The organism is Paenibacillus sp. GM2FR (assembly GCF_002803325.1).
Classification (GTDB): domain Bacteria; phylum Bacillota; class Bacilli; order Paenibacillales; family Paenibacillaceae; genus Paenibacillus_AQ; species Paenibacillus_AQ lautus.
Map to the genome: position 1 here is coordinate 663,346 of NZ_MKZM01000011.1, position 7,484 is coordinate 670,829.

The following is a 7,484-nucleotide window of genomic DNA, read 5'->3' on the forward strand; positions in this document are numbered from 1 at the left end:
GAATCTGTAGAAGTAGGTGAAGGCATGTCTATGAATCAACCGACATATGATGAGAATCAGATTCAGGTACTGGAAGGATTGGAAGCCGTTCGTAAACGTCCGGGGATGTATATCGGGTCTACCAGTGCTAAGGGTTTGCATCATTTGGTATGGGAAGTTGTGGACAATAGTATTGACGAAGCGATGGCGGGAATATGCGACCATATCGAAATTATTGTCCATGAGGATAACAGTGTTACCGTTGTCGATAACGGGCGCGGAATTCCGGTCGGCGAGAACGCCAAACTGAAGAAGTCGACGCTGGAAGTCGTTATGACCGTCCTTCATGCCGGCGGTAAATTTGGCGGCGGCGGATATAAAGTATCCGGCGGTCTGCATGGTGTTGGTGTCTCGGTTGTGAATGCACTGTCTTCGAAAGTCGTGGTTCAGGTCAAACGTGACGGGCATATCTATCAACAGGAGTATCATCGCGGCGTACCTCAATATGATATCAAGGTCATCGGGGATTCCGACGATACCGGTACAACCGTAACCTTCCTGCCGGATCCGGAGATTTTCACGGAAACAACGGAATATGATTACAACACGCTGCTGACACGGATTCGTGAGCTGGCGTTCCTCAACAAAGGCATTGCGCTTACGCTGACGGACGAACGTACGGGTGCCTCCGACTATTTCAAATACGAGGGCGGAATCATTGAATACGTCAAGTTCCTGAATGAGAAGAAGGAAGCGCTGCACGAAGACCCGATCTATGTTGAGGGTTCACGGGATAATATTCAGGTCGAAGTATCGCTTCAGTATAACGACAGCTATACCGAGAATATTTATTCGTTTGCAAATAATATCAACACGCATGAAGGCGGAACGCATGAATCCGGTTTTAAGAGTGCGCTCACTCGAATCATCAATGACTATGCCCGCAAAACGGGACTGATCAAAGATAACACCAACAACCTGTCGGGTGACGATGTCCGTGAAGGATTGACGGCAATCATCTCGGTCAAAGTGCCGGAGCCGCAGTTTGAAGGGCAAACCAAAACCAAACTCGGCAACAGTGAAGTGCGCGGTATTGTGGAATCCTTGTTCGCTGAGAAGCTGCAGGAGTTCCTCCAGGAGAATCCGTCGGTTTCCCGTCGGATCTTGGAGAAGGCGCTCCAGGCATCACGTGCTCGTGAAGCGGCGCGTAAAGCCCGTGAGATGACACGCCGGAAGAGTGCGCTTGAAGTCAGCGCATTGCCGGGTAAACTGGCAGACTGCTCTTCCAAGGATGCCTCCATCAGTGAGCTGTACATCGTCGAAGGTGACTCTGCCGGCGGATCTGCCAAGCAGGGCCGCGATCGACATTTCCAGGCCATTTTGCCGCTTCGGGGTAAAATTCTCAACGTGGAAAAGGCGCGGCTAGACCGCATCCTCTCCAATGCGGAGATCCGGGCGATCATTACGGCGCTGGGCACGGGGATTGCGGAAGATTTCGATCTGTCCAAGGCCCGTTACCACAAAATCATTATTATGACCGATGCCGATGTCGACGGTGCGCATATTCGTACCTTGCTGCTGACGTTCTTCTACCGTTACATGCGTAAGCTGGTAGAAGCGGGATATATCTATATCGCTCAACCGCCTCTCTTCAAGATCGAGCGCAATAAGGTGATCCGTTATGCCGGCAGTGAGAAAGAACGCGACGAGATCATAAAGGAATTCGGTGAGAACGTCAAAATTAACGTACAGCGCTACAAAGGTCTCGGCGAGATGAACGCCGGACAGCTGTGGGAAACGACAATGGATCCGGAGAGCCGCACCATGCTTCAGGTGACAATCGAAGATGCGATCCTGGCCGATACGTTGTTTGATACCCTGATGGGCGATAACGTGGAGCCCCGACGGGATTTCATTCAAGAGCATGCGAAGTCGGTCCGTAATCTGGACGTGTAAAATTGCAAGCCAAAAAAGGGCATCCCAAGGTCTGTTGAAGGCCTCAGGGTTGCCCTTTTTTAGTATGGCACCATGGAGGGCCGAGGTCGTTCACATAAACGGGTCTCAATGGTTCTGAACTGGCTAACCCGTTTTTTTGGCTTTTTTCTTGCTGGATAAATCACGCCCGTAAGCATTGGCGTATTTTTTCACCTGCTTGTAGATGCTGGGATCCTTGAAGAATTTCTTGAACGGAAACAGGGCAGGTTTGGTGTTAACCTCCAGGATCCAGATGTTCCAGCGTTCGTCAATAGCTACATCCAGTCCGATTTCTTTCAGGTTCGGATAGGATTTTTGCAGCTGCCCAGCGGCGTTCACTCCAAGCGTGTTCAGTTCTTTTCGGATGTTTTCCGCTTCTTGTGCCGTCATATGCTCGAGCATGAGCGGTTTATAGTGATGAACCACACCGCCGCTGTGATGGTTGGTAATGATTTTATTTTTGGCTGCCACTCGTCCGATTATTCCTGTACTCACCCATTGACCGGAAGGACTCTTCTGTGTCAGCACACGAAGATCGAAAGGGCGGTCCTTATGGCGAAGCAGGTGGATGCCTTGCTGAATGAGATACTCCTTCCCCTGAAATAAAGCGCTCAGTGTTTTATCGAGACTCTCTAGGGAGGTAAATATTTCGGTTTTCTGTTCATAACGAAGCTTGTAGGAAGTAGTCGGGGTTTCGTCGGCATCAGCGTTTTGGGAATGGAGCTGCTCGACTGACACGACGCCGATGCCATAGGTCCCCCGGTCAGGCTTGATATACACAAGCGTATGTGTGCCCAGCATGTCGCCAAGCGCCTCCAAAGAATATTGGCGGGTAGCGGGAACATAAGAGGCGAGACCTTTATTTTTCAAGAGTATTTTCGTTTTCGCCCACTTGCTTGCAACGCGTTGAATAGTCAACCATCTTCATCCTTTCCAGCTGTATGATGGGAGTGACAGGATTTGGCCTGTCTCGTAATACAAACTCGTGTCGATCCGGTTGATTTGAAAGAATCGGGTCATCTCCAGCAAGAGAGCTTATACCCGGAAAACATAGGACAAGTATGACAAACAGTGGTATAATATAAAGATGTGATGATACGAAAAGTCCTGTGCAATGCATTGTATGTGAAAAGGGGCACGGAGGACAGGGCGTATATCCCGGTTTCCGGGCAAAAATCATTCTTTCACTTGATCCATCCCGTGTTTAATTGTGCACGGTTTGTGAAAGTAATATAATAAAGGTTAGTGCGTTTTTAGGTTTCTGATCACTATTCTGCTTTTTTCACATAGATCAAGGCATGGTTGATAGGAAAATGAAGGAGGTCCAGCATGGCGGAAGAAAATTTCTCCCAAATCAAAGATCGTGACATTGGTACCGAGATGCGTGAGTCCTTTATGGACTACGCAATGAGCATCATTGTCAGCCGGGCTTTGCCGGATGTACGGGACGGAATGAAGCCAGTACACCGTCGTATTTTATATGCGATGTCTGAACTTGGAATGGCCCCGGATAAACCGCATAAGAAATCGGCAAGAATTGTTGGCGAGGTTATCGGTAAGTACCATCCTCATGGTGATTCCGCAGTTTATGAATCCATGGTTCGGATGGCGCAGGACTTCTCCATGCGTTATATGCTTGTTGATGGACACGGAAACTTCGGTTCCATTGACGGCGATATGGCAGCGGCTATGCGTTATACCGAGGCTCGTTTATCGAAGATTGCGATGGAAATGCTGCGTGATATTAATAAAGAGACTGTAGACTTTGCTCCTAACTATGACGGTGAGGAACAGGAACCGGTCGTTCTTCCTGCGCGTTATCCTAACTTGCTGGTCAACGGCGTATCCGGGATTGCAGTAGGTATGGCTACTAATATTCCGCCTCATAATCTCGGAGAAGTTATAGATGGGGTTCAGGCAATGATTCGAAACCCGGATATCACACCGATGGAGCTGATGGACTATATTCAAGGACCGGATTTCCCGACAGCGGGATATATTCTGGGACGTGAAGGGATTCGTCAAGCCTACCGCACGGGGCGAGGGTCCGTTACGATGCGGGCAAAGGCCACCATTGAAGAGAATAACAACAAGGCGCGCATTGTCGTTCACGAGATTCCGTACCAGGTGAACAAGGCTCGTCTGGTTGAGAAGATCGCGGAACTGGTTCGCGATAAGCGGATTGATGGCATTACGGATCTTCGCGACGAGTCGGACCGTAACGGTATGCGGATTGTTATTGAGCTGCGCCGGGACGTCAATCCGAATGTCGTTCTGAATAACCTGTACAAACATACGGCCATGCAGTCTAATTTCGGTATTAACATGCTGGCCATCGTAAACAATGAGCCGAAAATTTTGAACCTGCGTGACGTGCTGTTCCACTATTTGGAGCATCAGGTCGTCGTTATCCGTCGCCGGACCGAGTTTGAACTGAAGAAGGCGGAAGCTCGTGCCCATATTCTCGAAGGTTTGCGGATTGCGCTGGATCATCTCGATGAGGTTATTGCCCTCATTCGCGCGTCACAAACCACAGAGGCTGCTCGCGAAGGCTTGATGGAGCGTTTCGGTCTTAGTCATGAGCAGGCGCAGGCCATTCTGGATATGCGTTTGCAGCGCCTGACCGGACTCGAACGCGAGAAGATTGAGAACGAGTACCAGGAATTGCTTGCCAGAATCGCGGAACTGCGCGAGATCTTGGCTAATGAGCATCTTGTGCTTCAGATTATCAATGATGAGCTCCAAGAGATTAAGGAGCGCTTCTCTGATGAACGCCGTACCGAAATTACGGTCGGGGAAGACAGCATCCTGGACGAGGATCTGATTCCACGGGAAGAAGTGATCATCACCATTACGCATACCGGTTACATCAAGCGTCTGCCTGCGAACACCTATCGCAGCCAGAAGCGAGGCGGCCGCGGCGTTGTGGGGATGGATACGAAGAGCGAGGACTTTGTCGAGCATCTCTTCGTCACGAATTCCCACCACTACCTGATGTTCTTCACGGACAAAGGGAAGGCGTACCGGTTGAAAGCTTATGAGATTCCAGAGCTTAGCCGTACCGCCCGCGGAACGCCGATCATCAACCTGATTCAGATTGAACAGGGCGAGTCGATCAATGCCGTGATCCCGGTGGAGAGCTTTGACAGCGATAATTTCCTATTCTTTGCAACGCGCCAGGGTGTCGTTAAGAAAACCCCGCTTGAGGATTATGTCAATATCCGCAAGGGCGGTCTGATTGCGATTAACCTGCGCGAGGATGATTCCCTGATCGAGGTTAAGCTGACAGATGGTCAGCAGGAGATCATTATGGGAACGGCACAGGGAATGTCCATCCGCTTCAAGGAGAGCGATGTTCGCTCGATGGGAAGAAGCGCGACGGGGGTTAAAGGGATTACGCTGGATGACCATGATGAAGTCATTGGCATGGATGTAGTGGACCAGGAACTTGATATCCTCATTGTAACGACCAAAGGTTACGGCAAGCGGACGCCTGCAAGCGACTATCGCAGCCAGACCCGTGGCGGTAAAGGGATCAAGACCATCAATATTACGGAGAAAAATGGACCGGTTGTGGCGCTTAAGGTCGTGAAATCGGAAGAGGATCTCATGATCATTACGGCTAGCGGCACCATCATCCGTACGAGCATGGAGGGCATCTCTACCATGGGCCGTTATGCTCAGGGCGTGAAGCTGATCAACATCCGTGAGGATGATTCCGTAGGTACCGTGTGCCGTGCGGATAAGAGCGATGAGCCTGAAGCGGGCGAAGAGGAAGAAGAAGGTCAAGACGGCACGGAGCCGCTTGAGCCGACGGAAGACTAAACGATAATAGCGGGCATGGATGCAGATTTGCATTCATGCTCTTTTTTTGCTTACCGGATTACAAATACAGGGAATTGGTATTGTACAGGCCGCGAAAGACGAACTATAATATGTATAATATAAGGTGAAGTTTGCTGCGATGACGCAGCTTAATAGATGGAGAGGGTTGATCATGACGATCAAAGCCGTGAATGAAGTGGTGGCTGGAGTAAAGCTGGCCAAAGATGTGCATACGCCTCTGGGAGGCCTTTTGCTTCAAAAAGGGAAGGTTTTACTTCCCCGGGATCTAGAGGTACTGAAAGCTTTCATGGTGGACCATGTTACTGTAGAATCCGTTGAAGCAGACAGCACTAGAATACCGACCGTAAAATCTGCCGGACAGAAGCCGTCGCTGATCTTTACGGGGAATCAACAGGGGAGTGGGAACGAAGAGGCACCTGTCCGAAAAGACTTGGCCTTGCATGAGGAATACGACAAGACCATGACCCTGATCAAAAACTGTTACCAATCCGCCATAACGGGCGAGCTGCGAATGTATGAAGTTCGTAATCAAATGGACAACTTATTAAAACACCAACATGAGTATCATATCCTTAAATTTATTCCACGCATGACCAATCGCCATGATTATCGGTATCACAGTGCAGTGCTATGTGCCCTTTCCTCCTATAAGCTGGCACAATGGGTGGGGCTCCCGCAGAAAGATTGGATGCAGGTTGCCTTTGCAGGACTGCTGCATGATATCGGAAATGCCAAGATTGATCCGATTGTGTTGAACAAACCTTCCAAACTTACCGAAGAAGAGAACGAAGAAGTACGTCAGCACACGACCTACGGTTATCAGATTCTCAAGAATGTTGCGGCGGTGAATGAAGGAGTTCGGCTCGCAGCTCTCCAGCATCATGAGAAAGTGGATGGCACGGGGTATCCACTGCGGCTGGAGGGGAACAAGATTCATATCTACGCCAAGATCGTTGCTGTTACAGATATCTTTCATGCGATGACATTGGATAAGTTCTATCGGAATGCCCAATCTCCTTATGTTGTGCTGGAACAAATCCAACTGGAGGCCTTTGGCAAGCTGGATCCAAAGATCGTTCAGACTTTCATCCAAAAGGTAACAGCCTTGCATTCAGGTACTCGAGTGCGGTTGAGTAATGGCACTTCGGGAGAAATCGTATTTACGGACGCCCAGCATCCAACGAGACCGATGGTATCGGTTCAGGGAGAGATCATTAACTTGATGCAACAGCGCCAACTCTATATAGAAGAAGTCATTTATTGATTTTAAAAAAGGGTTGACCTACATAGGAATGCTGTGATATATTATTTCTTGCCGCTTCTGAGCGGATATATATCGCAGCTTTCAATGAAATAAAAGTTTTTCAAAAAAAAGCTTGCTAAGTAATTGAGAGTGTGATATATTATAAGAGTTGCTGGTGCGAACGAGATTCACCGGTAACGAAGAAGTTGATCTTTGAAAACTGAACAACGAGTGAGTAAAACGAACCACTTTGGTGGGACGTTGAAATAGAGAATTGAACAAATTCTCGTCAGTTAAGAAATGAGCAAGTCAAACACTTTATTGGAGAGTTTGATCCTGGCTCAGGACGAACGCTGGCGGCGTGCCTAATACATGCAAGTCGAGCGGACTTGATGGAGTGCTTGCACTCCTGAAGGTTAGCGGCGGACGGGTGAGTAACACG

General features: G+C 49.1%; 4 protein-coding genes and 1 rRNA gene. 4 read left to right on the forward strand and 1 reads right to left on the reverse strand.

Annotated elements, in window-relative coordinates; genetic code table 11:
* The first annotated feature begins 24 nt into the window (after positions 1–24).
* The gene (gene gyrB, locus PAEVO_RS31275) at positions 25–1,935 is read left to right on the forward strand and encodes a DNA topoisomerase (ATP-hydrolyzing) subunit B (RefSeq protein WP_100541344.1); all 1,911 of its coding nucleotides are present in this window, start codon (positions 25–27) and stop codon (positions 1,933–1,935) included.
* Positions 1,936–2,058: 123 nt separating this feature from the next.
* Here gyrB and PAEVO_RS31280 read toward each other — a convergent pair whose 3' ends face one another.
* Positions 2,059–2,871: a YheC/YheD family protein gene (locus PAEVO_RS31280; protein ID WP_100541345.1), complete on the reverse strand. Its 813-nt coding sequence runs from the start codon at positions 2,869–2,871 to the stop codon at positions 2,059–2,061.
* A 411-nt stretch (positions 2,872–3,282) separates the two neighbouring features.
* Between PAEVO_RS31280 and gyrA the strand changes: the two genes are divergently transcribed.
* The 3 genes from gyrA to PAEVO_RS31295 form a co-directional block, all read left to right on the forward strand.
* The gene (gene gyrA, locus PAEVO_RS31285; protein ID WP_100541346.1) at positions 3,283–5,778 is read left to right on the forward strand and encodes a DNA gyrase subunit A; all 2,496 of its coding nucleotides are present in this window, start codon (positions 3,283–3,285) and stop codon (positions 5,776–5,778) included.
* Positions 5,779–5,950: 172 nt separating this feature from the next.
* On the forward strand, positions 5,951–7,063 hold the full coding sequence (locus PAEVO_RS31290; RefSeq protein ID WP_100541347.1) for an HD-GYP domain-containing protein: 1,113 nt from the start codon (positions 5,951–5,953) through the stop codon (positions 7,061–7,063).
* A 297-nt stretch (positions 7,064–7,360) separates the two neighbouring features.
* Positions 7,361–7,484 (forward strand): 16S ribosomal RNA (locus PAEVO_RS31295); the annotation flags it as partial.

Bases quoted from the DNA above. Each gene is read 5' to 3' on its own strand.
- gyrA (WP_100541346.1), top strand. From the start codon at position 3,283: ATGGCGGAAGAAAATTTCTCCCAAATCAAAGATCGTGACATTGGTACC.
- PAEVO_RS31290 (WP_100541347.1), top strand. From the start codon at position 5,951: ATGACGATCAAAGCCGTGAATGAAGTGGTGGCTGGAGTAAAGCTGGCC.
- gyrB (WP_100541344.1), top strand. From the start codon at position 25: ATGTCTATGAATCAACCGACATATGATGAGAATCAGATTCAGGTACTG.